Genomic DNA, 23,537 nt, shown 5'->3' with positions numbered 1-23,537 from the left:
TTAGAGCATCGTCATGGAACCGCAAGCCCCGGCAAGCGCGCAGTCGCGCGCGATTCTCATGCCCCGTTCGATGTTCGTCTTCGCCACCCTCTATGGCGGGCTGGTGGTGCTGGCCGGTGTGCTGGGCATCAAGATCGCATCGCTGGGCCATTGGCCGGTGGTGGGCGACCTGGCGGTGGAATCGGGAATCTTTGCATTCCTGCTGCTGGTGGTGCTCTCCAGCGCGGTGGCCGAACTGCACGGCACCGTCGTCGCCAACCGTCTGGTGCGTTTCGGATTCATCCCGCTGATCGTATCGATGAGCCTGCTGACGCTGGTGATCCACGTGGTTCCGCCGGCGCCGTTCTGGCAGGATCAGGAGGCTTATGCCCGCCTGCTGGGGCAGGGCGCGCGGATGCAGTTCGCGGGGCTGGTTTCCTATGGCGTGTCGCAGACGCTGAACGTCATGGTGTTCTCGCGCCTGTCGGCCGGCCGCGAAGGCACCATGCTGATGGTCCGCGCCTGGATTGCCAGCCTGCTGTCGCAAGTGGTCGATACCCTGATCTTCATCACGATCTCGTTCGCGGGCGTGCTGCCGCTGTGGTCGATCATGGAAGGGCAGATCATCTCGAAGGTGCTGCTCTCCACGATCATGGTGCCGCCGTTCATCTGGCTGTTCGTGAAGCTGGGCCGCGCGCTGGATGGCGTTTGACTGAAAATCCGCGACACGCGGATTTTGCGGCACCAGCCCGCTCCCCCACCCGACCGCCCACGAGCGTACCCTGATGGGCGGTCGGGTGGGGGAGCGGGCTGGTGCCGCCAGCCTTCGACGGATGTCGAAGGCGCACCGCAAAAAAGCGGTTTAAAAACTGACGCAGGGGTCTAAAGCGCCACCCATGCCGAATCCGCACGATCCCGCCATGCTCTCGAAGGCCGAGACGCTCGTTGATGCGCTGCCCTACATGCAGCGTTATGCAGGTCGCACGTTCGTCGTGAAATACGGCGGCCATGCCATGGGCGATCCCGAACTGGCGCGAGACTTCGCGGAAGACGTGGTGCTGCTGAAGGCCGTGGGCATCAACCCCGTGGTCGTCCACGGCGGCGGCCCGCAGATCGGCGCCATGCTGAAGACAATGGGCGTCGAATCGCGCTTCGTGGACGGTCTGCGCGTTACTGACAAGGAAACCGCCAAAGTCGCCGAAATGGTGCTCTCGGGCGTGATCAACAAGGAAATCGTCGGCTGGATCGCCGGTGCCGGTGGCAAGGCCATGGGTATTTCCGGCAAGGACGGCGGCCTCGTTACCGCATCCAAGGTGCAGCGCACCGCCAAAGATCCGGACAGCAATATCGAGCGCGTGGTCGATCTCGGCTTCGTGGGCGAACCGGCGCGGATCGACACCAGCGTGATCGAGACGATCTCCGCCGCGGGCATGATCCCGGTGATCGCCCCGATCGCCCCCGGTGAAGACGGCCAGACCTACAATATCAATGCGGATACGATGGCCGGCGCCATCGCTGCGGCCCTCGGCGCCGCGCGCCTGTTTCTGCTGACGGACGTGCACGGCGTGCTGGACAAGCAGGGCGAACTGCTGACCGACCTGAAGCCGTCGGACATCAAGGTGCTGCAGGAAGACGGCACGATTTCGGGCGGCATGATCCCCAAGCTGGAAACCTGCGTCCACGCGGTGGAGGCGGGCTGCGAGGCGGCGGTCGTGCTTGACGGGCGTGTTTCGCATGCCATGTTGCTGGAAATATTCACGCAGGAAGGCGCCGGTACGCTAATCCGGGCCGGCTAAAATACCTGCAGCGGGGGGAAATTCCGGCAGAAAGGCCCTTTCGATCACAATGCGTACCAGTTTCCTTCTCGCCCCGGTTCTCTCTGTTTCGGCCCTCGCGCTTGTGCTGGCGGGCTGCACCAAGGAGCCGAGTGCCGAGCCTAGCGGCGCGGCGAGCATGGAAGCGAGCGAGGCGGCGGTTACCGACGATACGCCCAGTGACGATGCTACGGGCGCTGCTGCTGCCGGCGTCGCGGCCAAGCTGGACCTCGATGCGCTGAACGAACGCCGCGATCCGGAACGCCTGCTGCGCTTCTACACCAATGCCCTGCGCGTGGGTGACTGGGCGGATGCCGCCCGCGCCTGGACCCTGGATGCGCAGATGACGCCCGAAACGCTGGCCAAGGAATTCGGCGGCGATGCCGGCCCGAAGATCGCGGTGGGCAAGGGCGATGTCGAAGGCGCCGCCGGTTCGCTCTATTACGAAGCGCCGCTGGTGATCGATTTCGCCGATGGCCGCCCCTCGCGCCGGGGCACCATCGTCCTGCGCCGCGTCAACGACGTGCCGGGGGCCAGCGAAGAACAGCTGAACTGGCGCATCGAGCGCACGTCGACGCTCACGCAATAAGGTCGGTCCAGTAAGCGGCGACGGTCTGCGGGTTTCCGGGCCGTTTTGGCGCTCATCGATCTCTGTTGCACTGCGATGGACGCGCCCTTGCCCCGGCGCCGTCCATTCGGCTATCAGCACTTCAGAAATTTGCTGGAAAGTCCGCAGCTCGCGGGCATCTTCGCATTCCCACGTATCCAAGGAGCCGGCGTTGCTGTTCCTCACCCTCTACCAGATCATTTCCTACCTGATCAGCATCATCGTCTTCGTGGTGATCGTGCAGTTCGTGCTGGGCCTGCTGATCGCGTTCAACGTGGTCAACACCCACAACCAGTTCGTCTCCGCCGTATGGACCGCGCTCAACGCGATTCTGGAGCCGATGCTGCGGCCGATCCGCCGCATCATGCCGAACACCGGCGCGATCGATTTCTCGCCGATGGTGCTGATCATCGGCCTGAAGATCCTGCAGATCATTCTCGGCAACGTCGCACAGGCCTATTACTGATGGCGCAGGCAGATATCATCGACGGAAAGGCCTTCGCCGAAGGCCTGCGCGCCCGCGTCGGCACCGCTGCCGTCGGGTTCGAGGCGCGCACCGGCCGCAAGCCGGGCCTTGCCGTGGTTCTGGTGGGCGAAGACCCGGCCAGCCAGGTCTACGTGCGTAACAAGGGCAAGCAGACGCTGGCCGCCGGCATGAACAGCTTCGAACACAAGCTGCCCGCCGACACCAGCGAGGACGATCTGCTGGCGGTAGTGCGCCAGCTGAACGAAGACCCGAACGTCGACGGCATTCTCGTCCAGCTGCCGCTGCCTTCGCACATGAACGAGCAGAAGGTGATCGCCACGATCAACCCTGACAAAGACGTGGACGGTTTCCATGTCGTCAATGTCGGGCGTCTCGCCACCGGCCTGCCGGGCTTCGTGCCCTGCACGCCGCTGGGCTGCGTGATGCTGCTGAAGGACCGGCTGGGCTCGCTTTCCGGCCTCGACGCCGTGGTGATCGGCCGTTCGAACATCGTCGGCAAGCCGATGGCGCAGCTGCTGATCGCCGAAAGCTGCACCGTCACCGTCGCGCACAGCCGCACCAAGGATCTGCCCGAAGTCGTCCGCCGTGCCGATATCGTGGTGGCCGCCGTCGGCCGTCCGGAAATGGTCAAGGGTGACTGGCTGAAGCCCGGCGCCACCGTGATCGACGTGGGCATCAACCGCGTTCCGGGTGCCGAGGAAGGCAAGACCAAACTGGTCGGCGACGTCGATTTCGCCTCGGCTTCGCAAGTTGCCGGTGCCATCACCCCGGTTCCCGGCGGCGTCGGCCCGATGACGATTGCCGTCCTGCTGCGCAACACCATCGTCGCCGCCTACCGCAGTGCCGGTCTGGACTTCGACGAGAGCGCCCTTTGAGCCTCGGCCGGGCTCTCGCCGGAGCGGCGGCGCTGGCACTGGTGGCAACACCGGCGCTGGCACGCCGTCCTGATCGGGCGCCCGGCGTCGGCACCGCCAACCCCAGCGCGCTGATCGCGGCGGAGATCGCCTTCGCCCGCATGGCGCGGGAGAAGGGGCAATGGACCGCCTTCCGCGAAACCGCCGCCGAAGACGCGGTGATGTTCGTGCCGGAACCGGTCCGCGCGCAGACATGGCTCAGCGGCCGCAAGGATCCACCCGCCGCCGTGCAGTGGCAACCCGCGCAAGTGTGGATGAGCTGCGACGGCACCCTGGGCGTCACCAAGGGCGCATGGCAGCGGCCTGACGGTTCGGTCGGTTATTTCACGACGATCTGGCAGAAGCGCTGGAAGAAGACCGATTACCGCTGGGTGCTCGATCAGGGCGATACGCTGGCGCAGCCCTTGCCGAACAGCGACATGCTTTCGGCTTCCGTGGCGGACTGTGCGGGCGGAGGCGGCCCGCGCCCCGATACGCAGCGCCCCGAACCTGCCAAGGGCCCGCCCGGCATGACCGGCGAAGGCCGTTCGGACGACGGCACACTGACGTGGTCCTACCGTGTCGCCGCTGACCAGTCCCGCTCGCTCGTCGTCTCGCTGATGAAGAACGGCACCATGACCGAAGTGATGCGCAGCGATGTCGCCGCGCCGAAGGCCCCGTAACCCGCATGTACGAACTCTTTCTCAGCGCCTTCGTCACGCTCTTCGTCGTGATCGACCCGCCCGGCTGCGCGCCGATCTATGCCGGTCTTTCGGCCGAGGCGAACCGATCGCAGGCGATCTCCATGGCCGGCCGCGCCTGCCTGATCGCCACCGCCATCCTCGTCGTCTTCGCGCTGTTCGGCGAGCGACTGCTGCATTCGCTGCACATCGAACTCAACGCCTTCCGCATCGCCGGCGGCATCATGTTGTTCATGATCGCCATCGACATGGTCTTCGAAAAGCGCACCCAGCGCCGCGAGGAACGGGCAGAGAAGATCATCGCCCACAACATGGAAACGCCCGAGGTGGACGACGTTTCGGTGTTCCCGATGGCGATGCCGATGCTGGCGGGACCGGGATCGATCGCCACGATCATGCTGCTGACCTCACGCGCGCATGGTATGGAAGAGACGCTGGCGGTGCTTGCCGCGATGATCGCGGTGATGGTGCTCAGCTTCGCCGCACTGGCCGCCGCAGGCCCGCTGATGCGGGTGCTGGGTGACAAGGTTGAGGCGGTGATTACCCGTCTGCTGGGCGTGCTGCTGGCCGCTCTGGCCGCGCAGTACGTGATCGACGGTGTGAAGGCGCTTTTGCTTTGATCGCGGGGCGGGCGTGATGCCCACCGTCTGACACCGAGTTCGCCAACCACAACCCGTCATCCCCGCGAAGGCGGGGATCCCGCTTGTTCTTTTAAAGCACGCAGAGATGCGGAGACGCCGAGGGTGCGGAACCGCACGGCGTCTCCGCATCTCTGCGTGAACTCACAAAAGCGGGGCCCCCGCCTTCGCGGGGGCGACGGGTATGGACGAGGTAGGTGGACCGAAGGAAGCCGCCGGCTGGGCCTTACCCGGCCAAAGCCAGCTTCGCCGCTTCTTCCCGCACCACACGCGGCTGATCCGGCCAAATTCCGCGCGTGTCGTAGACCAGCTTGTCCGCACGCTCGGCCAGCGGGACCACGCGGAACACGTCGTGGTCGACCAGAACGATCAGGATCTGGCACGTCTCCAGCGCATCGTCGATGTCGATCTGTACCGCGCCGGTATCGGTGAATTCGATGGGAAGCTGCGCCGCGTAGGGCTCCACCACATGGATGCGGTTGCCGAACTTGCGGGCAAGGCGGCTGGTGACGAAGCGGGCCGGGCTCTCACGGAAATCGTCGATGTTGGCCTTGAAGGCGAGGCCGAGGCAGGCGACTTTCGCCTCCGGATTGGCCTCCAGCAGCGCTTCGGCCTTGGCGATCACGTGGTGCATCTTGTGATCGTTGACGCCGCGCGCGGTGCGGATCAGCGGGGTCTCCTCCGGCGCGCCGTGGACGATGAACCAGGGATCGACGGCGATGCAGTGGCCGCCGACGCCGGGGCCGGGGGTCAGGATGTTCACGCGCGGATGGCGGTTGGCGAGGCGGATCACCTCCCACACGTCCAGCCCCATGCGGTCTGCCACCATCGACAGTTCGTTGGCGAAGGCGATGTTGACGTCGCGGTAGGCGTTTTCGACCAGCTTGGTCATCTCTGCCGAGCGGGCATCGGTGGTCACGCATTCGCCGCGCACGAAGCGCTTGTAGAAGGCCAGCGCCTTGCGCGCGCAGCGCGGGGTGATGCCGCCGATCGAGCGATCGTTGTTGGTCAGTTCCTCAAGGATGCGGCCGGGCAGCACGCGCTCCGGGCAATAGGCGATCGAGATGTCGGGCGTATCGCGGGTGAGGCCTCCCTTATCACTATAGGGAATTTTCAGGTCCGGGCGCAGCTGCGCGATCAGGTCGCGCAATTGCTCGGTGGTGCCGACCGGAGATGTCGATTCCAGAATCACCACATCGCCCGCCTTCAGCACCGGCGCGACCGAACGGCCAGCGGCCAGGACATAGGAAATGTCGGGCGCGTGGTTCTTGTCGAACGGCGTCGGCACCGCGATAACGAACACGTCTGCAGGGGCGATCTCGGTCGAGGCCGAGAGCAGCCCGCGTGAAACAACGCCTTGCACAAGGCCGTCGAGATCGACTTCCTCGATATGGATTTCGCCGCGGTTGATGGTGTCGACCACCGCCTGCGAGACGTCGAGGCCCAGCACCTTGCACCCGGCGCGGGCAATCACTGCGGCGGTAGGGAGACCGATATAGCCCAATCCTACGACGCAGACGTCAGGCGGCGAACCTGTCCGGCTCATTGGGATACTCCGTGATTGGCATTGGAAGTTCGCTGGGTAGGAGCGGCGCGCCGGGCGGGCTGGTTGTCCCGGACAAGCGTCGTGACGCCCCCAGCGAACTTCCAATGCCAACCCCGAAGGGGCGGGCCAATTTTGGCCCATTGCTGCGTTACTCGTCGGTCACAATGGGCAGGCATTGCTCCCTCCTCGTGCCTTGCACTGGGCCAAAATTGGCTCCGTCCCGGAGCATCCCAATGAGCCGGACAGGTTCGTTTATCCGATTTCACTGGCAAGCAACTCCACGATTCGGCGCGAGGAATGCCCGTCCCCGAAGGGGTTGTGGGCGCGCGCCATGGACTCGTATGCCACTCTATCGTCCAGCAGGGTTGATAATTCGGTAACGATCGTATCGGCCGAAGTTCCAACCAGTTTCGCGGTTCCGGCGACGACGCCCTCGGGCCGTTCGGTCGTTTCGCGCATCACCAGCACCGGCTTGCCCAACGCCGGGGCTTCTTCCTGCACGCCGCCCGAATCGGTCAGCATGATCTCCGCAATGGAGATCAGGCGGGCGAAGTGCGGATAGTCGAGCGGTTCGATCAGCGCCACGTTGTCGAGGCCCGACAGGCGCTCGTTCATTACCTTGCGCACATTGGGGTTGAGGTGGACGGGGAAGATCACCGCCACATCGGGCCGCGCGGCGATCTGCCGGATGGCGCTGGCGATCTGCTCCATGCCTTCGCCGAAGTTCTCGCGCCGGTGGCTGGTGACGCCGATGATCCGCTTGCCGGCAAAGCGCGCTTCCAGATCGGCAAGGCCGGCGGCCAGCGCGGGCTGGCGTTCGATTTCGCCGACCACCCAGTGCAGCGCGTCGATCACCGTATTGCCGGTGACATGGACGCGCGCGGGGTCGACATTCTCACGCAGCAGCGCGGCCTCAGAGGTTTCGGTCGGCGCGAAGTGCAGGCTGGCCATGGCGCCGATGATCTTGCGGTTCACTTCCTCGGGCCAGGGGTGGTGGATATTGCCCGATCGCAGTCCCGCCTCGACATGATCGACCGGCAGCTTGCGGTAATAGCCGGCCAGCGCGCCGGCCATGGCGGTGGCGGTATCGCCTTGCACGATCACACGGTCGGGCTTCACGGCGTCCATCACCTTGCCGAGTCCGGTGAGCAGATTGGCGGTCAGCGCATCCAGCGTCTGGTCGGGCTGCATCACGTCCAGATCGTGATCGGGCACGATCCCGGCGATTTCCAGCACCTGATCGAGCATCTGGCGATGCTGCGCGGAGACGCAGACCACGCATTCGAAGCGCGGATCGGCCTTCAGCGCATGGACCAACGGGAAAAGCTTGATCGCCTCGGGCCGGGTGCCGAAGACGAGGAGGATGCGGGCAGGGCGAGTCATGGCGGGGTGGCTATCAGCCTAATGTTAAGCTTGGGATAAAGGGCTTATGCGGCGAGCAGAATCCCATGCGGGTCATCGTCGTTGGCGGAGGTCGGCCGAATGCGCGGACGCCGGCGCGTTCTGGCATTTCGCAGGCGGGAACGGCGGAAAGGCGCGCGCAGCAGGCTGGACACGAACGTGCCCATCGTCCGGATTCGCACTGTGGCCGCCATGATCGCCACGGCCGCCATGGCATCGAGTAGCGTCGAAATCTCGAACGTCATGGCCCAGGTGGTTACTTCCGGCAGCGCCATCGACGAGACACGCAGACCGTCTCCGCCCAAGAGCCAGACCAGCAGGCTGAAGAACGCGGCAAGGCCCACCGTCAGCAGCACATGCCCGCGCGTAATCCGCGAAAGCCGCCGGGCTAGAGGGATCACCAGCCCGTCATGCCAGATCCGCCCGCGCAGGCTACCTCGCGGTGCGGTGGCCAGTGTGAGTGCGGCGAAAAGGACCAGCATTTTCAAGGCAATCAGAATCACGGGCGAACTCGCAGACGGCAATGTCGATTGCAGCGTGCCCCAATGCACGAGGGCATTGGAAGTTAAATCGGCTCAAGCCTAAATGCCTTGCCCCGTGGACAAATAGAGAGCTGCCCCTTGCCCCGCCCCGTACCATCGGGAATGACGGAGGCATGTCTATCCTGAGCGACAAGTGGATCCGCGAGCAGGCGCTCGAACACGGAATGATCGAGCCCTTCGTCGAGGCCCAGCGCCGCGACGGATGCATATCCTACGGCCTTTCGTCCTACGGCTACGACGCGCGTGTGGCGCCCGAGTTCAAGATCTTCACCAATGTCGATTCGGCAGTGGTCGATCCGAAGGACTTCGCCGCCAATTCCTTCGTCGATCGCACGACCGACGTCTGCGTGATCCCGCCCAACTCCTTCGCGCTGGCCCGCACCGTGGAATACTTCCGCGTGCCGCGCGATGTGCTGGTGATCTGCCTTGGGAAGAGCACGTATGCGCGCTGCGGTATCATCGTGAACGTCACCCCGCTCGAACCGGGCTGGGAAGGGCATGTGACGCTGGAATTCTCCAACACCACGCCGCTGCCGGCCAAAATCTACGCCAACGAAGGCGCGTGTCAGTTCCTGTTCCTGAAGGGCAATGAGCCCTGCGAGACCAGCTATGCCGACCGTGCGGGCAAGTACATGGGCCAGCTTGGGGTGACTTTGCCGAAGCTTTGAGCCTCTGGGGCCTCACGCAGAGTTCTCGCCTCAGAGCCTCCAACACGCACAACCAACCTCGTCATCCCCGCGAAGGCGGGGATCCCGCTTGTTCCTTTCGGGCGTGGCGAGAAGGTAAGCGGGGCCCCCGCGTTCGCGGGGGCGACCGAGTGAGTTTGGGCGGGCCGGAGGTGGCCGCTTCGCTGGCCGCTTATTTACCCGACCACACCGCCTTGCGCTTTTCCGCGAATGCACGCGGGCCTTCCTGCGCATCGGCACTGTTGTAGGTGTGCTCATGCGCCGCACGCGCGGCTTGCAGCGCGGCGGAGCGGCCCATTTCGGTCGACAGCATCACCGTCTCGCGCGCGGCCTTTACCGAGAGCGGCGCGCCTTCCAGCACTTCCAGTGCCAGTTCGATGGCCGCGTCCAGCACCGCGCCGGGCTCGGCAAGGCGGTTGACGAGGCCGATCTCGTAAGCGCGGCTCGCGGTGATCGGCTTTCCGGTCAACATGATCTCCATCATGATCCGCTGCGGGATCATGTGGATCAGCGGCGAGGCCCAGGGGCTGCCGCGCCCGACTTTCACTTCGGTAATCGCGAATTTCGCATTGGTGCTGGCGACGCAGAGGTCGCAGGCCTGCGCGATCATCCAGCCGCCGGCGAAGGCATGGCCATTGACCGCGGCGATGGTCGGCTTGGTCAGTTCGATGGTGTCGTAGGGCAGCGCGTAGAGATCGCGCGGCGGCACCGCCATGCCGGTTTCGACCATCTCCTTCAGATCGCCGCCCGCGCAGAAGGCCTTGTCGCCGCTGCCGGTGAGGATGGCGATGCGGGCTGAGGCATCGGCCTCGAACGTCGCCCAGGCCTCGCGCAGCCCTTCGCGCACTTCGCGGCTGAGGCAATTGCGCTGTTCGGGGCGGTTGATGGTGATGACCGCGATGCCGTCGTCATGGGCATCGTAGATGACGGCCCGGCTTTCTTGCGAACTCGACACTTCAGAAGCCCCTTTTCTCGATCTCATGGGCGGTGCGCGACAGGTCTTCGCGGAAGTCGGGATGGGCGATAGCGACCAGTCGCTTCGCGCGTTCGGCCAAGGTCTGGCCCTTGAGCTGTGCCGCGCCGTATTCGGTGACGATCACGTCCACTTCGGTCCGCGCGGTGGTGACGGGGCCGGAAAGGGCGGGAACGATCTTGCTCAGCGTACCGCCCTTGGCGGTGGAGGCCAGCACGATCAGCGAGGCGCCGCCCGGCACGCGCGATCCGGCGCGGACGAAATCGACCTGCCCGCCGGTGCCGCCGAGATAGTTCGCGCCCGATTGCTCGGCATTGACCTGCCCGGTGAGGTCCACTTCCAGCGCGGAGTTGATCGTCACCAGCCGGGTCAGCTGGATGATCGGCTTCACGCCGTGGGTATAGCTGCTGGGCGCCATGCGGATCGCCGGATTGTGCGCGGCCCAGTCATAGAGCCGCCGCGTGCCGATCAGTGCGCCGTTGATCGAGATGCCCCGGTCGATCTCCTTGCGAGCATTAGTCAGCACGCCGGCTTCGGCAAGGTCGACAAGGCCGTCGCCCAGCATGCCCGAATGGACGCCTAGGTCGCGGCGGTCGTGCAGCAGGCGCAGGATCGCGTCCGGCACCGCGCCCACGCCGGTCTGCAGCACCGCGCCGTCCCCGATGAATTCGGCGCAGTGGCGGGCAATGGCTTCGTCAGTGGGGCCGATCTTGGCGGGGGCCACTTCCACGGGCGCACGGCTGACGTGGACGGCCACGTCGATCAACGCGCCGGGGATCGTCTCGCCCGGAACGTAAGGCACTTGCTCGTTGACTTCGGCGATGACGAGGCGCGCCTTGTCCACCGCCGCGCGCACGTAGTCGGAGATCAGGCCGCAGCTGTGGTTGCCCTGCGCATCCGCCGGGCTGACCTGAATCATCGCCACGTCGCAGGGCATGATCCCGGCCTCGATCAGGCAGGCGATCTGGCTGACGTGGACGGGGATCACGTCGAGAGCATTCGCCTTGGTCATGCTCCGCAGCGCGCCGATCGCGCCCATGCTGGAGAGGCGGAAGGCGCGCGCGCTTTCGGGCGTGAACAGGCCGGAAAAGCTGGTGGCGATGAAGGCGTGGAGGCCGCCGATGGCCTCCCCCTGTTCGATCAGCGCTTCCACCAGCGTGGTCGGCTCGCCGCAGGCCTGGCCGAACACGATGCGGTCGCCCGGTTTCAGGAACCGCGAAAGGTCGAGTTCGGATGCGGCAAGCCGAAGCGTCATCTTACAGCTTCCCTGCCTGCCGCAGCAGCCGTTCGGCACGGGCGAGGTAGGGACGATCGAGCATGCCGCCCTTCCAGCCGATGGCGCCCACGCCGGGATTGGCGGCGAATATATCGACGATTTCCTGCGCTTCGGCGATCTCCGCCTCGGTCGGCGTGAACGCCTCGTTGATCACCGGGACTTGCGCCGGGTGGATCGCCATCATCCCGCGATAGCCGTCGCGGCGGACCTTCTCGGCGCGGGCCTTGAGCGCTTCCAGATCCTTGAAGTCGGCGCTGATCGTCTCGATCGCGGTGACGCCGGCGGTCGCCGCACCCAGCACGGTCAGGCTGCGGGCCAGTTCGTACGTGAAAGAATACGATCCGTCCGCATTGCGATTGGACGATGCGCCGATGGAATCGGCTAGGTCTTCCGCGCCCCAGGTCAGCGCCACCACGCGCGGCGCGCCCTTGTAGTCGCCGGTGTGGAACATCGCTTCGGCCGTTTCGGTGATCAGCACGATCACCGGGGTCGACCCCTGTTCGATGCCGTTCGCCACTTCGAGCGCTTCGAGATAGCGGTCCAGCGTCTCCACATCCTGCCGGCCATAGACCTTGGGCAGCATGATCCCGCCGGGACGCGCCGGCATGATCGCCACAAGATCGTCCAGCGTATGCGGCCCGTCCAGCGGGTTGATACGCACCCAGAGGCGGCCGCGCTGTTCGGGGTTGGCCTTGATGAAGTCATGCACCATCGGGCGTGCGGCGGCCTTGGCATCGGGCGCGACAGCGTCTTCCAGGTCGATGAGGACGATGTCCGCCTCACCCTCCATGGCCTTGGTCATCTTCTTCTCGCTGTCGCCCGGCGCGAAAAGCCAGGAGCGGGCGGCGATAGGTTCGTGGGTTACGGGCATGTTCTCTCCAGTCGTCATCCCGGCGAAAGCCAGGATCGCGGGCGGCTATGTCCCGCGCTGCCGATTACGATCCCAGCTTTCGCTGGGATGACGGGCTTTCTCAAGTGGACTTGCCTCAATAACTCTTGGGCAGTTCCAAAACCCTCTCGGCGATGAAGTTCATGATCTGGTGCGGGCTGACCGGTGCGATGCGCGGGATCATCACTTCGCGCAGATAGCGCTCCACATGGTATTCCTGCGCATAGCCCATGCCGCCCATGGACATGACTGCGGTCTGGCACGCCTCGAACCCGGCTTCTGCAGCCAGATACTTGGCGGTATTGGCCTCCACGCCGCAGTCCAGCCCCTTGTCGAACAGGGTGGCGGCCTTGAACACCATCAGGCTGGCGGCCTCCACCTGCATCCACGCCTTGGCGAGCGGGTGCTGGATGCCCTGATTCTGGCCGATCGGCCGCCCGAACACCACGCGTTCGCGAGCGTAACGGGAGGCGCGCTGGATCGCGACGCGGCCCAGACCCGTCGCCTCCGCACCCAGCAGCACGCGTTCGGGGTTGAGGCCCTTGAGCAGGATGCGGAAGCCCTGGCCTTCTTCACCGATCAGATCCTCGTCCGGGATGAACAGGTCGGTGATGAACATCATGTTCGATCCCACCGCGTGGCGGCCCATCTTCGGGATGATCCGCGTCTCGATGTGGTTGCGGTCGAGCTTGGTGTAGAAAAGGCTGAGGCCCTCAGTCTTCTTCTTCACCTCTTCCAGCGGGGTGGTGCGGGCGATGATCAGCATCCGGTCGGCCACATGGGCCTGCGTGATCCACACCTTCTCGCCATTGACGCGGTAGCCGCCCGGCACCTTTTCGGCGCGGGTCTTGAGGCTGGTGGTGTCGAGGCCGGTGTTCGGCTCGGTCACGGCGAAGCACATCTTCTCCTCGCCCGAAAGGATCGGCGGGATCATGCGCTGCTGCTGTTCCTCGGTGCCGAACAGCATCACCGGCTCCAGCCCGAACACGGGTAGGTGAATGGAGGAGGCCGCGCTCATGCCGCCGCCACTTTCCGCCACGGCCTGCATCATCACTGCCGCCTCGGTAATGCCCAGCCCTGCGCCGCCCACGCTTTCGGGCATGGCGACGCCCAGCCAGCCGGCATCGGCCATCGACTTGTGAAACTCGGTGGGGAATTCGCCGCTGCGATCCTTTTCCAGCCAGTACTCGTCAGAGAACTGCGAACAGTGCTTGAGAACCGCCTCGCGGATGTTCTGCTGGTCGTCGGTAAAGGCGAAATCCATGGCAATCCTCTTGTCTTCCCACTCACGGGACTAGCAGCGCGGCCCATCGCTCACAACCATCATCGTGCCGATATGCGTCCATCAAACGCAAATACGAATGGTTTTCGCTCCGGCGGTGCGTTACCCATAGGCCAACGAGAAGGAGAGGGCCTTGACCGCGAGCAAGGAAAACAAGGGCAAGGGGGCGGCAAGTGGACCGCTGGCGGGACTGCGCGTGGTGGACCTTACCAGCGTGGTCTTCGGCCCCTATGCCACGCAGATCATGGCGGACATGGGCGCCGAAGTGATCAAGGTGGAGCCGCCGGAGGGCGACAATACCCGTTGGATCACCAAGGGCCCGGTGCCCGGCATGGGCGGCATCTACGTCAATGTGAATCGCGGCAAGCGCGGGCTGATGCTCGATCTGCGGCAGGAGAAGGACCGCGAATCGCTACGCCGGCTGATCGCCACGGCGGATGTCTTCATCCATTCGATGCGCGGCAGCGCGATCCGCAAGCTGGGCTTCGATTACGAAGCGGTGCGCGCGATCCGGCCCGACATTATCTACACCAATTGCTACGGCTATTCGCGCCGTGGGCCGGAGGGCGACAAGCCCGCCTATGACGATACCATCCAGGCCGAATGCGGCATTCCGCATGTGCAGGGCCTGATGAATGGAGAGCCCGGCTATGTCGCCACGATCATGGCGGACAAGGTGGCGGGCCTCCACGCGCTCTACGCGACGATGATGGCGCTCTATCACCGCGAGCGGACCGGGGAGGGGCAGGAAGTCGAAGTCACCATGTTTGAGGCGATGACCTCGTTCATGCTGGTGGAGCACGCCAACGGCGCGATGTTTACGCCGCCGACCACGCCCGCGCACTATCACCGCGCGGTCGAGCCCAATCGGCGGCCTTACAAGACCAAAGACGGCTACGTCGCCGCGCTGGTCTACAACGACAAGCACTGGAGCGCCTTCGTCGAATCGGTGCAGCCGGAATGGGCTACAGATGAATTTTCGACGCTGGAAAAGCGCGCGCGTCAGATCGGCCGGGTTTACGGCCTGCTGGGCGAGACGTTCCTGACCCGCACCACGCAGGAATGGCTGGATACCCTGCGCGGCTTGCACATCCCGTGCGCGCCGCTGCGCTCCACCGACGAGCTTTTCGACAACGCGCATCTGAACGCCATCGGTTTCTTCGAAGACGTCGAGACCGAGCAGGGCCAGGTACGCTTTCCCGGCGTGCCGACGTGGTTTTCGGCCACCCCCGGCAAGGTCCGCGGACCCGCGCCGACGCTTGGGCAGGACAACGAAAGCGTCCTGTCTGAACTCGAAAGCGTCGCCCCAGCGATAGCAGTCGATTCGAAGTAAACAGTACTGTTGATTTCACCTGACAGCGTCCCGAGGCTTGCGCTAACCACCTGTTCAAGCCGGGCGCTGCGATAGCGGTGGAGGGGCAGGTCCCCCCGAGAACCGCCGGCAACGAGATTGGGATCGAGAAGGAAGGCACCACCATGTACGACGATCAACCGCAGGCCGAAGCACCGGCAAAGGCGCGCAAGGGCACCCCGGTCTACAAGCGCATTCTCGACCTGTTCGAGGCTGAGGGCATCAAGACCCTGTTCGGCATTCCCGATCCCAACTTCGTCCACCTGTTCCTGGAAGCGGAAGCGCGCGGCTGGACCGTCGTTTCGCCGCACCATGAGGCGTCCGCCGGCCACATGGCTGCCGCTGCCGCCCGCATCACCGGCAAGCCGGCACTCTGCATCGGCACCCTCGGGCCGGGCATGGCGAACATGATGCCGGCCGTGCAGTGCGCCAAGGTAGAGAACGATCCGGTGATCTTCATGGGCGGCCAGCGCGCCCGTATCACCGAGCGCCGCGTGCGCCGCGGCCGCATCCAGTTCGTCCGGCAGGAGCCGATGATCGAGGATTCGGTGAAATTCTCCAGCTCGATCGAATATGCCGACCAGACCGATGAAATCGTCCGCGAGGCGATCCGCGTCGCCATGTCGGGCACGCCGGGGCCGGCCTATATCGAATACCCCGCGCACATCATTCTCGAAGAACTCGACCTGCCGCCGGTGCTGCCGCCGCATCGCTACCGCCTGACCATGCAGGGCGCCGATGGCGACCGCATTGCCGAAGCGGCCGAGATCATCCGCAATGCCAAGAACCCGGTGCTGCTGGTCGGCCACGGCGTCTACACCGCCAAGGCGGGCGCTTCGGTCAAGGAACTGGCCGAACTGATGCAGTGCCCGGTGATCCAGACCTCGGGCGGCACCTCGTTCATCGACGGGATCGAGGATCGCACTTTCCCCTATGGCTTCTCGGAAGCATCGATCGACGCCGTCGTCGAAAGCGACTGCTGCGTGGCGCTCGCCACCGAACTGGGCGAGCCGAGCCACTATGGCCGCTGGCGCCACTGGGTGGACAACGAAGCCAACCGCAAGTGGATCTACGTCCAGCAGGACCCGACCGCGATCGGCGTCAACCGCCCGATCGACGTGCCGCTGGTGGGCGACGTCCGCGCCGTGGTGCCGCAGCTCGTCCGCGCGCTGAAGGATACCCCGCGCAAGGCGGCGCCGTCGCTGGCCGAATATATCCAGCGCGATGCCGATCAGCTTGTCGAACTGGCAGAAGAAGCCGCGACCAAGCCCGACGGTTCGACCGCGAAGATGCACACCAGCCAGTTCGTCACCGAAGCGACCAAGGCCTTCCCGAAGGACGGCATCCTGATCCGCGACGGCGGCGCCACCGTGATCTTCCAGTGGACCTATTCGCAGGCCAAGCCGCATGACGTGATCTGGAACCAGAACTACGGCCACATCGGCACCGGCCTGCCCTATGCCACCGGCGCCATGCTCGCCGACCAGGCAGAGACGGGCAAGGTCCGTCCGGGCATGTTGCTCACCTCGGACTCCTCGTTCCTGTTCCACGTCGGCGAACTCGAAGTTGCCGTGCGCAAGAACCTGCCGCTGGTGATCGTGGTCGGCGTCGACTTCCAGTGGGGCCTCGAAGTGGGCGTCTACAAGCGCACTTTCGGCAAGGGCACCAAGGAAACCGGCGTGCACTGGTCCGACAAGGTTCGCTTCGACAAGATCGCCGAAGGCTTCGGCGCGGCGGGCGAATATGTCGAAAAGGCGGCGGACATCGGCCCGGCCATCAAGCGCGCTTACGAGCGTGGCGGCTGCACCGTGATCCATGTGCCGATCGACCCGGCCGCGAACTCGGAAGAAATGCCGAACTATTCCGAATTCCGCACCTGGTACGCCGAAGGAACGCAGTAATTCCGAAACGCCGGAAAACACATGCAGACCTGAGCGAAACCGCCCCCTCTCAACCCGAGAGCGGGGCGGTTTTGGCTTGGGAACGGGAGAGAACGATGCGCAATTACACCCAGTTCTACATCGACGGTCAGTGGGTCGATCCCATCGCGCCGCGCACCGCACACGTCGTCAATCCGGCGACCGAGGAAGTTTCCGGCACGATCTCGCTCGGCACGGCCGCCGATGTCGACAAGGCCGTCGCCGCCGCGCGCCGCGCTTTCGCCACGTTCGGTGAGACCAGCGCCAAGGAACGCCTCGACATGCTCGAAGCGATCCTGGCCGAATACCAGAAGCGCGAGACCGAACTGGGCGAGGCGGTCAGCGAGGAAATGGGCGCGCCGATGTCGCTCGCCTGCGGGTTCCATACGCTGCTGGGCAAGGGCCACCTCTCCACCGCGATCGAGGTGCTGAAGGAGTTCAAGTTCGAGGAACAGCGCGGCGTCACCCTGATCCGCAAGGAGCCGATCGGCGTCTGCGGGCTGATCACGCCATGGAACTGGCCGATGAACCAGACTTGCGTGAAGATCTTCCCGGCACTCGCCGCGGGCTGCACGATGATCCTGAAGCCGCCACAACTCGCGCCTTATTCGGCGCAGATCCTTGCCGAAATCCTGCACGCAGCGGGCGTTCCGGCGGGCGTGTTCAACATGGTACAGGGCAAGGGCAGCGAGATCGGCACTGCGCTCTCCACGCATGAGGACGTGGACATGATCTCCTTCACCGGGTCCGAACCGGTGGGCGTGCAGATCCAGAAGGACGCCGCCGATACCGTGAAGCGCGTCGGCCTCGAACTCGGCGGCAAGTCGGCCTGGATCGTGCTCGACGATGCCTCACTCGCCGCCAATGTCGCTGCTGCGACCGGGGGCATGATGGGCAATTCCGGCCAGACCTGCTCGGCCGGTTCGCGCCTATTGGTGCCGAATGCCCGCATGGACGACGCCATCGCCGCCGCCACCGAGGCCGCGAACGGCGTCACCGTGGGCGATCCCAAGGGCAACTTCGCGATGGGCCCGGTCGTCTCGAAGAGCCAGTACGAGATCATCCAGGGCTACATCGAGAAGGGCGTCGAGGAAGGCGCACAGCTGATCGCTGGCGGCCCCGGCAAGCCCGAGGGGCTGGACAAGGGCTACTACGTCAAGCCCACCGTGTTCGTCGGCACCAATGACATGGTCATCGCGCGCGAGGAAATCTTCGGCCCGGTGCTCGTCATCATTGGCTATGACGATGTCGATCATGCGGTCGAAATCGCCAACGATTCCAACTTCGGCCTGGGCGGCTACGTCTCGGGCGAAGACCTCGATGCGGCCCGCGCAGTTTCGCGCCGGATGCGCACCGGCGCGATCTGGGTCAACGGCGGCTTCGACTTCCACGCGCCCTTCGGTGGCTACAAGCGCTCCGGCAACGGCCGCGAGTGGGGCGAGCATGGTTTCGCGGAGTATCTGGAAACTAAGGCGGTGATCGGCTGGAGCGCAGCCTGAGGCGCTAAGTCAGTTGAAGGTCAGCTGAAAGGAAAGGCCCGGAGGCATGCTTGAACCATCAAGCATGCCGTCGCCCCCGCGAAGGCGGGGGCCCCGCTTTTTTGGGGCGCGCGGGGGCTTTGCGGCGGGCGTTACGCCACAAAAGAACAAGCGGGATCCCCGCCTTCGCGGGGATGACGGGGAGTTTTGGGGGGAGGTTCTTGGGTTCCTGAGTTCCCGCCGTAGTCGCGGTTACCGAGGCTCCCGATGTTTTGGCGGAGCCTGACGTTCCCAGCGCCCCAACCTCACTGTCTGACGCTGCCTCAGGCGTGGCCGTTCTGGGCCAGCGTGGCGGAGGCCATCAGGCGCCAGATATTGGCGGCGTCGTTGCGATAGGCATCGTCCGATTCGTCCGGTCCGACATGGCGCACGATCTCGGCGCCGGCTTCCATCATGAATTCATCGGGTTCGTGCAGCATTTCCAGCACCGCGCGCGCGGCCGTCCGGAAGCGCTTTTGAAGATTGGCGTCCAACGAATCCCAGTCGCGGCCATCCAAGGATGCCGCCAAAGCCCGTGCCGCCCGTTCCATAAATGCCATCGCACCCGTCCATGCCCAGTGGAAAGATCGGGCAAGCGGACACTATTGCGCGTTCGAATGCAATCGCGATTGCAGCCGGGTGCGCACTAAGCGCAAGATTTTATATTCAGAATGAAGGGAATGGTGGGCGATGACGGGCTCGAACCGCCGACCCTCTCGGTGTAAACGAGATGCTCTACCAACTGAGCTAATCGCCCAAACGCGCTGTAACGCGACTGGAGGGCCGCATTTAACGCCTTTGCCGCACGGGTCAAGCGGGTGTCTTGCGGCAAGTTGTGCGTAGAGCGCTTTTCGTGAGGCGCGGCAGCCAGTATAGCGACGCGCTGACGATGGATAACCTTCAGCCTCTCCCTTCTGCCGCCAAGTCTCCGATTCTGGCCCCGGAAGCGCTGCCCAACCAGTCTGTTTCTGGCGCGCCGCTCGATTCGCAGGTGCCGCTGCGCAAGGGGCGCACGCGCCTGTGGTGGATCACGCGCGGGATCGCCGCGATGCTGCTGGCGTTCTTCCTGCTGATCGGCTGGCTGGCGATTACCGCGCCGCTGTCCAAATCGCTCCAGCCGATCTCGCCGCCGCAGATCACTCTGCTCGCCGCCGACGGCACGCCGATTGCGCGCAACGGGGCGATCGTGGACGCGCCGGTGGAGATCAAGACGCTGCCGATCCACGTGCCGCAGGCCTTCATCGCCATCGAGGATCGCCGCTTCTATTCGCACTGGGGCATCGATCCGCGCGGCATCGCCCGCGCCCTATGGAGCAATGTCACCGGCGGCAGCACGCAGGGCGGCAGCACGATTACCCAGCAGCTGGCCAAGTTCACGTTCCTCAGTTCGGAACGCAGCCTGACGCGCAAGGGACGCGAGATGCTGATCGCCTTCTGGCTTGAGGCGTGGCTGACCAAGGACCAGATCCTCGAACGTTATCTGTCCAACGCCTATTTCGGCGACAATTGCTACGGCTTGCGCGCCGCGGCGATGCACTACTTCCACCGCCGGCCAGAGAACCTGACGCCTGCGCAGGCGGCGATGCTGGCCGGGCTGATGAAAGCGCCATCGCGCCTTGCGCCCACCACCAATTACGACGGTGCGGCGGACCGCATGAAGCTGGTCGTCCAGTCGATGGTGGAGGCCGATTTCCTCACGCCGGCGCAGGCCAAGGCGATCCGTCCCCCCCGGCTGGACGTGCGCGTGCAGAACGAATTGCCGACCGGCACCTACTTCGCCGACTGGGCGCTGCCACAGGCGCGCATGATCGATGAGGCGAGCTACGCCGCGCAGACCTACCGCACCACGCTCGATTCGCGGCTTCAGGCCGCTGCGCGCCGCGCGATCGAGGGTTCGGGGCTGGGCTCCGCGCAAGTCGCGCTGGTGGCGATGCGCCGCAATGGCGAAGTCGTCGCCATGGTCGGCGGGCGGGACTATGCCGCATCGCCGTTCAACCGGGTGACGCAGGCCCGCCGCCAGCCGGGTTCGACGTTCAAGCTGTTCGTCTACCTCGCCGCGCTGGACAAGGGCTGGAAGCCGACGGACACGATCGAGAACACCCCGATCGAGACGGGCTATTACCGTCCGCAAAACGCCGGCGGGAACTATTCGCAGACGATCACGCTGGAGGATGCCTTCGCGCGGTCCAGCAATGTTGCCGCCGTGCGCCTGTTCCAGAAAGTGGGCGATACTGCGGTGATCGACATGGCCCACCGCCTTGGCGTCACCTCGCCGATGCCGCAGGGCGATCCCAGTCTGGCGCTGGGCACCTCGACGATGTCGCTGATGGAACTGACCGCCGCCTATGCCGGCGTCGCCGCCAACCGCTTCCCGGTCGAACCGCGCGCCTTCCCGGTGCCGGAAGAGGGCTGGTTCGACTGGCTGTTCGATGGCCGCCATTCGATGTCTGACGGAGAGCACGAGAATATCGAGACACTGCTGCGTGCGGTGGTCAACAAGGGCACCGGGCGCGGCGCGATGCTGAAAGCGGCGAACTTCGGCAAGACCGGCACCAGCCAGGAAAACCGCGACGCGCTGTTTGTCGGCTATGCCGGCGATTACGTCGTTGGCGTGTGGGTCGGCAATGACGACAACAAGCCGCTGAAGGGCGTGTCCGGCGGATCGATCCCCGCGAAGATCTGGCGCGACTTCATGCGTCAGGCGCTGCGCGAAGGTGGCGCTCCGGCCCCGTCCAGCAAGCCCAGCCCGAATCCCAGCGGCCCGATCCAGCCGCTCGACGTGCCCGATATCGGCGATATCCCGACCGCAATTCCTACCGCGCTGCCCAGCGGCGTGACGCCGGACGTCAGCGTGGGCGACGTGAAGGTGGAGAACAACGGGGCGACGCTGAACGGCCAGATCAATGGAATGCCGGTGGAAGTGAAGCTCGACCAGAAGGGGCTTCAGATCAACGGGCAGCGGCTGGGCGACCAGCCGCCCACCGCGCCGCCCGCGGGGGCCACGCCCAAGGGCAACTGAGCGCGGTTGACGGCTGTGTCGGTCAGGCCGGAACCGCGTTCCGGCGGAAGCAGTCGGGGTGATGGTCGTTCACCATGCCCACGGCCTGCATGAAGGCATAGACGATCGTCGGCCCGACGAACTTGAACCCTTCGGCCTTCAGCGCCTTGGAAAGCGCCTGCGACGTTTCGGTTTGTGCCGGCACGGTGATGCCATCGTTGACGACGGTCGATCCGCCCACGAAGGACCAGACGAACTGCGCGAAATCGCGGCCGCTTTGGTGTCCTTCGGCCTGAAGCCGAAGATAGGCGCGGGCATTGCCGATGGTCGCCTCGATCTTGGCGCGGGCGCGGATGATGCCCGGGTCCTGCATTAGTTCCTCGATCTTTTCCGGTCCGTACCGGGCGACCGCTTCGGGATCGAAATGGTCGAAGGCCCGGCGGAACCCCTCGCGCCGGTGGAGGATCGTGCGCCAGGACAGCCCGGCCTGGAAGCTTTCCAATACCAGCATTTCCCAAAGCGTCCGGGAATCGCGCAGCGGCACGCCCCATTCGGCATCGTGATAGGCTTCCATCAGCGGATCGCCGTTCGTCCAGGCACATCGAGTGAGGGCGCTTTGCGTGGACTGGGGCATCGGGCAGAATTCTCGATATCGGTTCGCGGGAGCCGTTAGAACGGTCGATCCGATTGCATCGGATCGACCGTTCTAAGTTTTTGGTTTGTCGTATTTTCCGAGTCATCAGGTGATTCCACCTGATTAGAAAATACTCTAGCATAGACCCTGCGCGATCGAAATCTTCTGCTCTATGCTACGCCGCGCATTCCGGTGCTGCGGGCGATGGCGGGCTTGAACAGACTGGCCTCGGCCTCCCAATCCATCCGCACGCGGCGGTGGGCGATCAGCCAGTGGCCGTTCACGCGGCGCAGATCATCCAGATAATAGCCGGCATGATCGGCGCCGATGCGCGTCCAGGCCTGCCAGTAAGTGCGAGCGGTGGCATCGTCGCGCGTCACCAGGTCTATCTGCGAGGTGGTGAGGTGGTGGCGCACGAAGTTCGCATCGTGGACGGGGGCGCCCGCTGCGGCACGGTCAAGCCACTGGGTCTGCCATTCGCGGATCGCCTCGCGGCCGACGAAGCGGAACGCCCGGTCTGCGGGAACGCGGTCGCTTTCCAGTATCGCATCGTGGGTAAAGCAGGCGACGAAATCGTCGATCCGCAGCCGGTCGCCGGCCATGTTGTAGCGGGCGATCACATCGCGAATCCCTTCGCGCGCCAGCACGTCTTCGTTGGTCATCCTCGGCCTCTCCCGCCGCTTGTTATGTGGATCAGGGTCTCGCGGCGGGAGAGCCGCGTCAAGGGTATTCGTGGGCGATCAAATCCCAATCTGGCAGCGGCTTACCAGTCGAACCAGCGGCGGCGGGTCACCGGAATGGTGCCGCGATCGTAGTCGGACAGGGCAGAAACGGGCACGGTTTCCCCCGCGACATGGGTTTCCGCCAGCACATCGGCGCGTGCCTCGGCCCGGGCGGCGCGCAGTTCGGCCTCGCGCACGCGGGCATCGGCATCGCGCGCGGCCAGTTCGCCGCGCCGCTCGCTGGCGATGGCGTAGTAGTGGTTCCACATCTGGCTATGTGCGAAGGCCAGACAGAGGCCGCCGATGATGGCCACGTTCTTCAGCGCCATGATCTGCTGCATCGGATCGGTGAACTGGCGGTGGAAGAACAGGATCGTCAGGGCCACGAAGCCGATCAGCAGCACCGAGACCAGCCGCACCATGAAGCCGGCAGCAAGACACAGGCCGGTGATCAGTTCGAACAGCCCGGTGGGTATGGCAAGGCCGGCAGGCAGGCCGGCGGCGACGATCAGGGTTTCGGTGGCGGAAACGTCCATCAGCTTGGACGCGCCGGATGTGATGAAGATCAAGGCGATCAGGAATCGCCCGATGATGGCGGCGATCTTGGACATGTCTGCTCTCCCGACAGGTCTTTATACCTGCCGGGAGTAGCGGGCGGGAACGCGGTTTGTTCCCGCCCTGA

At 64.9% G+C, this 23,537-nt stretch carries 23 protein-coding genes and 1 tRNA gene; 12 read left to right on the top strand and 12 right to left on the bottom strand.

Annotated elements, in window-relative coordinates; all coding sequences use genetic code 11:
* Positions 1-13 precede the first annotated feature (13 nt).
* The 7 genes from ACZ1JV_RS25140 (at position 14) to ACZ1JV_RS25110 (ending at position 5,101) form a co-directional block, all read left to right on the top strand.
* Positions 14-691: a queuosine precursor transporter gene (locus tag ACZ1JV_RS25140; protein ID WP_465137103.1), complete on the top strand. Its 678-nt coding sequence runs from the start codon at positions 14-16 to the stop codon at positions 689-691.
* A gap of 184 nt (positions 692-875) precedes the next feature.
* A complete protein-coding gene (gene argB, locus ACZ1JV_RS25135) occupies positions 876-1,775 on the top strand; it encodes an acetylglutamate kinase (protein ID WP_465137104.1) in 900 nt (299 codons plus the stop codon).
* A gap of 49 nt (positions 1,776-1,824) precedes the next feature.
* Positions 1,825-2,382 (top strand): hypothetical protein, encoded by a 558-nt coding sequence (locus ACZ1JV_RS25130; RefSeq protein ID WP_465151002.1) that lies wholly within the window; start codon positions 1,825-1,827, stop codon positions 2,380-2,382.
* A 190-nt stretch (positions 2,383-2,572) separates the two neighbouring features.
* Positions 2,573-2,866 (top strand): YggT family protein, encoded by a 294-nt coding sequence (locus ACZ1JV_RS25125; RefSeq protein ID WP_465137106.1) that lies wholly within the window; start codon positions 2,573-2,575, stop codon positions 2,864-2,866.
* Positions 2,866-3,762 (top strand): bifunctional methylenetetrahydrofolate dehydrogenase/methenyltetrahydrofolate cyclohydrolase FolD, encoded by an 897-nt coding sequence (gene folD / locus ACZ1JV_RS25120; protein WP_465151001.1) that lies wholly within the window; start codon positions 2,866-2,868, stop codon positions 3,760-3,762. The genes ACZ1JV_RS25125 and folD overlap by 1 nt, the downstream gene beginning before the upstream one ends.
* Entirely contained in the window at positions 3,759-4,463 is a 705-nt protein-coding gene (locus ACZ1JV_RS25115; protein WP_465137108.1) for a hypothetical protein, read from the top strand. Before folD ends, ACZ1JV_RS25115 begins: the two co-directional genes overlap by 4 nt.
* Before the next feature lie 5 nt (positions 4,464-4,468).
* Positions 4,469-5,101, top strand: coding sequence for a MarC family protein (locus tag ACZ1JV_RS25110; RefSeq protein WP_465151000.1), 633 nt, complete (start codon positions 4,469-4,471; stop codon positions 5,099-5,101).
* A gap of 244 nt (positions 5,102-5,345) precedes the next feature.
* Here ACZ1JV_RS25110 and wecC read toward each other — a convergent pair whose 3' ends face one another.
* The 3 genes from wecC to ACZ1JV_RS25095 form a co-directional block, all read right to left on the bottom strand.
* Positions 5,346-6,665, bottom strand: coding sequence for a UDP-N-acetyl-D-mannosamine dehydrogenase (gene wecC / locus ACZ1JV_RS25105; RefSeq protein ID WP_465150999.1), 1,320 nt, complete (start codon positions 6,663-6,665; stop codon positions 5,346-5,348).
* A 252-nt stretch (positions 6,666-6,917) separates the two neighbouring features.
* Positions 6,918-8,048: a non-hydrolyzing UDP-N-acetylglucosamine 2-epimerase gene (gene wecB, locus ACZ1JV_RS25100; RefSeq protein ID WP_465150998.1), complete on the bottom strand. Its 1,131-nt coding sequence runs from the start codon at positions 8,046-8,048 to the stop codon at positions 6,918-6,920.
* A gap of 44 nt (positions 8,049-8,092) precedes the next feature.
* A complete protein-coding gene (locus ACZ1JV_RS25095) occupies positions 8,093-8,569 on the bottom strand; it encodes a hypothetical protein (protein ID WP_465150997.1) in 477 nt (158 codons plus the stop codon).
* A 152-nt stretch (positions 8,570-8,721) separates the two neighbouring features.
* On the opposite strand from ACZ1JV_RS25095, the gene dcd reads away from it, so the two are divergent.
* Positions 8,722-9,276 (top strand): dCTP deaminase, encoded by a 555-nt coding sequence (dcd, locus tag ACZ1JV_RS25090; protein ID WP_465137113.1) that lies wholly within the window; start codon positions 8,722-8,724, stop codon positions 9,274-9,276.
* Between the two features lie 190 nt (positions 9,277-9,466).
* Here the strand turns inward: dcd and ACZ1JV_RS25085 are convergent, their stop codons facing one another.
* The 4 genes from ACZ1JV_RS25085 to ACZ1JV_RS25070 form a co-directional block, all read right to left on the bottom strand.
* Entirely contained in the window at positions 9,467-10,249 is a 783-nt protein-coding gene (locus ACZ1JV_RS25085) for an enoyl-CoA hydratase/isomerase family protein (RefSeq protein WP_465150996.1), read from the bottom strand.
* A gap of 1 nt (position 10,250) precedes the next feature.
* Positions 10,251-11,522: an acetyl-CoA hydrolase/transferase family protein gene (locus ACZ1JV_RS25080; protein ID WP_465150995.1), complete on the bottom strand. Its 1,272-nt coding sequence runs from the start codon at positions 11,520-11,522 to the stop codon at positions 10,251-10,253.
* Position 11,523: 1 nt separating this feature from the next.
* Positions 11,524-12,414 (bottom strand): HpcH/HpaI aldolase/citrate lyase family protein, encoded by an 891-nt coding sequence (locus tag ACZ1JV_RS25075; RefSeq protein ID WP_465150994.1) that lies wholly within the window; start codon positions 12,412-12,414, stop codon positions 11,524-11,526.
* Positions 12,415-12,529: 115 nt separating this feature from the next.
* Positions 12,530-13,696 (bottom strand): acyl-CoA dehydrogenase family protein, encoded by a 1,167-nt coding sequence (locus tag ACZ1JV_RS25070; protein ID WP_465150993.1) that lies wholly within the window; start codon positions 13,694-13,696, stop codon positions 12,530-12,532.
* A 151-nt stretch (positions 13,697-13,847) separates the two neighbouring features.
* On the opposite strand from ACZ1JV_RS25070, the gene ACZ1JV_RS25065 reads away from it, so the two are divergent.
* From ACZ1JV_RS25065 to ACZ1JV_RS25055, 3 genes are all read left to right on the top strand, one after another.
* On the top strand, positions 13,848-15,047 hold the full coding sequence (locus ACZ1JV_RS25065; RefSeq protein ID WP_465150992.1) for a CaiB/BaiF CoA transferase family protein: 1,200 nt from the start codon (positions 13,848-13,850) through the stop codon (positions 15,045-15,047).
* Positions 15,048-15,190: 143 nt separating this feature from the next.
* Positions 15,191-16,966: a thiamine pyrophosphate-binding protein gene (locus ACZ1JV_RS25060; protein ID WP_465150991.1), complete on the top strand. Its 1,776-nt coding sequence runs from the start codon at positions 15,191-15,193 to the stop codon at positions 16,964-16,966.
* A gap of 95 nt (positions 16,967-17,061) precedes the next feature.
* Complete coding sequence (locus tag ACZ1JV_RS25055) at positions 17,062-18,483, top strand: aldehyde dehydrogenase family protein (RefSeq protein WP_465150990.1); 1,422 nt, start codon at positions 17,062-17,064, stop codon at positions 18,481-18,483.
* Between the two features lie 302 nt (positions 18,484-18,785).
* Here the strand turns inward: ACZ1JV_RS25055 and ACZ1JV_RS25050 are convergent, their stop codons facing one another.
* On the bottom strand, positions 18,786-19,031 hold the full coding sequence (locus tag ACZ1JV_RS25050) for a hypothetical protein (protein ID WP_465150989.1): 246 nt from the start codon (positions 19,029-19,031) through the stop codon (positions 18,786-18,788).
* Between the two features lie 151 nt (positions 19,032-19,182).
* Positions 19,183-19,258 (bottom strand) — tRNA-Val (locus ACZ1JV_RS25045).
* 132 nt (positions 19,259-19,390) lie between these two features.
* Here ACZ1JV_RS25045 and ACZ1JV_RS25040 point away from each other — a divergent pair.
* Positions 19,391-21,520 carry a transglycosylase domain-containing protein gene (locus tag ACZ1JV_RS25040; protein WP_465152650.1) on the top strand — a complete coding sequence of 710 codons (2,130 nt, stop codon included), beginning with the start codon at positions 19,391-19,393 and terminating at the stop codon, positions 21,518-21,520.
* A gap of 22 nt (positions 21,521-21,542) precedes the next feature.
* Here the strand turns inward: ACZ1JV_RS25040 and ACZ1JV_RS25035 are convergent, their stop codons facing one another.
* The 3 genes from ACZ1JV_RS25035 to ACZ1JV_RS25025 all read right to left on the bottom strand — a co-directional run bounded on the left by ACZ1JV_RS25035 (position 21,543) and on the right by ACZ1JV_RS25025 (position 23,466).
* A complete protein-coding gene (locus ACZ1JV_RS25035) occupies positions 21,543-22,133 on the bottom strand; it encodes a DNA-3-methyladenine glycosylase I (RefSeq protein ID WP_465150988.1) in 591 nt (196 codons plus the stop codon).
* A 170-nt stretch (positions 22,134-22,303) separates the two neighbouring features.
* On the bottom strand, positions 22,304-22,795 hold the full coding sequence (locus ACZ1JV_RS25030) for a nuclear transport factor 2 family protein (protein WP_465150987.1): 492 nt from the start codon (positions 22,793-22,795) through the stop codon (positions 22,304-22,306).
* A gap of 101 nt (positions 22,796-22,896) precedes the next feature.
* A complete protein-coding gene (locus ACZ1JV_RS25025; protein ID WP_465137125.1) occupies positions 22,897-23,466 on the bottom strand; it encodes a DoxX family protein in 570 nt (189 codons plus the stop codon).
* Between the last annotated feature and the right edge of the window lie 71 nt (positions 23,467-23,537).

The sequence above is a fragment of the Novosphingobium sp. BL-S-19 genome (assembly GCF_055521675.1).
This window is presented reverse-complemented; position numbering and strand designations above follow the sequence as displayed.

What these genes read in the sequence shown, in the direction of transcription:
- dcd (WP_465137113.1), top strand. Translation starts at nt 8,722, where the DNA reads ATGTCTATCCTGAGCGACAAGTGGATCCGCGAGCAGGCGCTCGAACAC.
- ACZ1JV_RS25055 (WP_465150990.1), top strand. Translation starts at nt 17,062, where the DNA reads ATGCGCAATTACACCCAGTTCTACATCGACGGTCAGTGGGTCGATCCC.
- ACZ1JV_RS25080 (WP_465150995.1), bottom strand. Translation starts at nt 11,522, where the DNA reads ATGACGCTTCGGCTTGCCGCATCCGAACTCGACCTTTCGCGGTTCCTG.
- ACZ1JV_RS25060 (WP_465150991.1), top strand. Translation starts at nt 15,191, where the DNA reads ATGTACGACGATCAACCGCAGGCCGAAGCACCGGCAAAGGCGCGCAAG.
- ACZ1JV_RS25075 (WP_465150994.1), bottom strand. Translation starts at nt 12,414, where the DNA reads ATGCCCGTAACCCACGAACCTATCGCCGCCCGCTCCTGGCTTTTCGCG.
- ACZ1JV_RS25040 (WP_465152650.1), top strand. Translation starts at nt 19,391, where the DNA reads ATGGATAACCTTCAGCCTCTCCCTTCTGCCGCCAAGTCTCCGATTCTG.
- ACZ1JV_RS25030 (WP_465150987.1), bottom strand. Translation starts at nt 22,795, where the DNA reads ATGACCAACGAAGACGTGCTGGCGCGCGAAGGGATTCGCGATGTGATC.
- ACZ1JV_RS25025 (WP_465137125.1), bottom strand. Translation starts at nt 23,466, where the DNA reads ATGTCCAAGATCGCCGCCATCATCGGGCGATTCCTGATCGCCTTGATC.
- folD (WP_465151001.1), top strand. Translation starts at nt 2,866, where the DNA reads ATGGCGCAGGCAGATATCATCGACGGAAAGGCCTTCGCCGAAGGCCTG.
- wecC (WP_465150999.1), bottom strand. Translation starts at nt 6,665, where the DNA reads ATGAGCCGGACAGGTTCGCCGCCTGACGTCTGCGTCGTAGGATTGGGC.
- argB (WP_465137104.1), top strand. Translation starts at nt 876, where the DNA reads ATGCCGAATCCGCACGATCCCGCCATGCTCTCGAAGGCCGAGACGCTC.
- ACZ1JV_RS25140 (WP_465137103.1), top strand. Translation starts at nt 14, where the DNA reads ATGGAACCGCAAGCCCCGGCAAGCGCGCAGTCGCGCGCGATTCTCATG.
- ACZ1JV_RS25110 (WP_465151000.1), top strand. Translation starts at nt 4,469, where the DNA reads ATGTACGAACTCTTTCTCAGCGCCTTCGTCACGCTCTTCGTCGTGATC.
- ACZ1JV_RS25130 (WP_465151002.1), top strand. Translation starts at nt 1,825, where the DNA reads ATGCGTACCAGTTTCCTTCTCGCCCCGGTTCTCTCTGTTTCGGCCCTC.
- wecB (WP_465150998.1), bottom strand. Translation starts at nt 8,048, where the DNA reads ATGACTCGCCCTGCCCGCATCCTCCTCGTCTTCGGCACCCGGCCCGAG.
- ACZ1JV_RS25070 (WP_465150993.1), bottom strand. Translation starts at nt 13,696, where the DNA reads ATGGATTTCGCCTTTACCGACGACCAGCAGAACATCCGCGAGGCGGTT.
- ACZ1JV_RS25035 (WP_465150988.1), bottom strand. Translation starts at nt 22,133, where the DNA reads ATGCCCCAGTCCACGCAAAGCGCCCTCACTCGATGTGCCTGGACGAAC.